Origin of the sequence: Fibrobacter sp. UWR4 (genome assembly GCF_003149045.1) — a bacterium.
In the GTDB taxonomy this organism is placed as follows: domain Bacteria; phylum Fibrobacterota; class Fibrobacteria; order Fibrobacterales; family Fibrobacteraceae; genus Fibrobacter.
On the sequence record NZ_QGDU01000093.1, the window covers coordinates 1 to 1,036 of the forward strand.

General features: G+C 48.6%; 1 protein-coding gene. It reads left to right on the forward strand.

Annotated elements, in window-relative coordinates; all coding sequences use genetic code 11:
- The first annotated feature begins 120 nt into the window (after positions 1-120).
- Positions 121-1,029 carry an IS30 family transposase gene (locus tag BGX12_RS15235; protein WP_158278289.1) on the forward strand — a complete coding sequence of 303 codons (909 nt, stop codon included), beginning with the start codon at positions 121-123 and terminating at the stop codon, positions 1,027-1,029.
- Positions 1,030-1,036 lie beyond the last annotated feature (7 nt).

Consider the following 1,036-nt stretch of genomic DNA (forward strand, 5'->3'; position numbering starts at 1 on the left):
AAAAAAAATCCCTAGAAAGTGAATTCTAGGGATGGTTAGGTTTCTAACTTGCGTTTTCGACCAAGAAAAGGACAAGCGATGAGACTTAACCGAGACATAAGATACCAAATTAGCGCACTGTTGGCTGCCGGACATCAACAAAAAGTCATAGCAAAACTAATCGGAATTTCCGAAGGTGGACTCAGCAAGGAGATTTCCAGAAACGGAGGTCGTAAAAAGTACGATCCGGACAAGGCTGACAAGAGGGCCGTAAAGCTCCAGCACAAAGCGCACATTCACTATGAGTATAGCGATGAAGTTTGGGCGGAAACTGAAGCCCTGATAAAGGAGGACTTGTCACCGGAGCAAGTTGTTGGACGCAGGGGGTTGGAGGGTAAGAAAACTCCAAGCGTTCCAACGATATACCGCCATATCAAAGGCAGAGACGAATTCAAGCCACACCTTAGGCATGGGGACAAGAAATATCGAGAGCGGGGTCCTGCAAAGGATGGAAGAGGCTCCATTACGGGACAGGTGCCCATAGACCTGCGTCCGGCGATAGTCGACGAGAAAAGTCGCTTCGGCGATTTTGAAATAGACTTGATCAACGGAGCTCTTCATAAGGGGAACCTGCTCACCGCCAACGACAGAATGTCCATGCTTTGCATCCTGGAGCCTCTACCGACAAAGGATGCAACCGCCCTGGCAGATACTCTGATAGCGGCCTTTTCGCCCTACAAGAGGCTGCTACACACGGTCACTTCCGACAACGGAAAGGAGTTCGCCGATCATGTTCGGATAGCCCAAAAGTTGGATGTCGGTTATTACTTTGCCCACCCTTACCACTCGTGGGAACGAGGTGCAAACGAAAATATGAACGGTCTGATTCGCCAGTACCTGCCAAAGGGAACCTCGTTTGAGGACCTGACGAGAGATGAGGTCAAGTGGATTGAGTGGAAATTGAACAATCGGCCGAGAAAACGACTTGGATTTCTCACCCCATTAGAGTATATTTCTAGGCAAGTTAAACAAATTTACTTGGCGACTTAAATTCGCC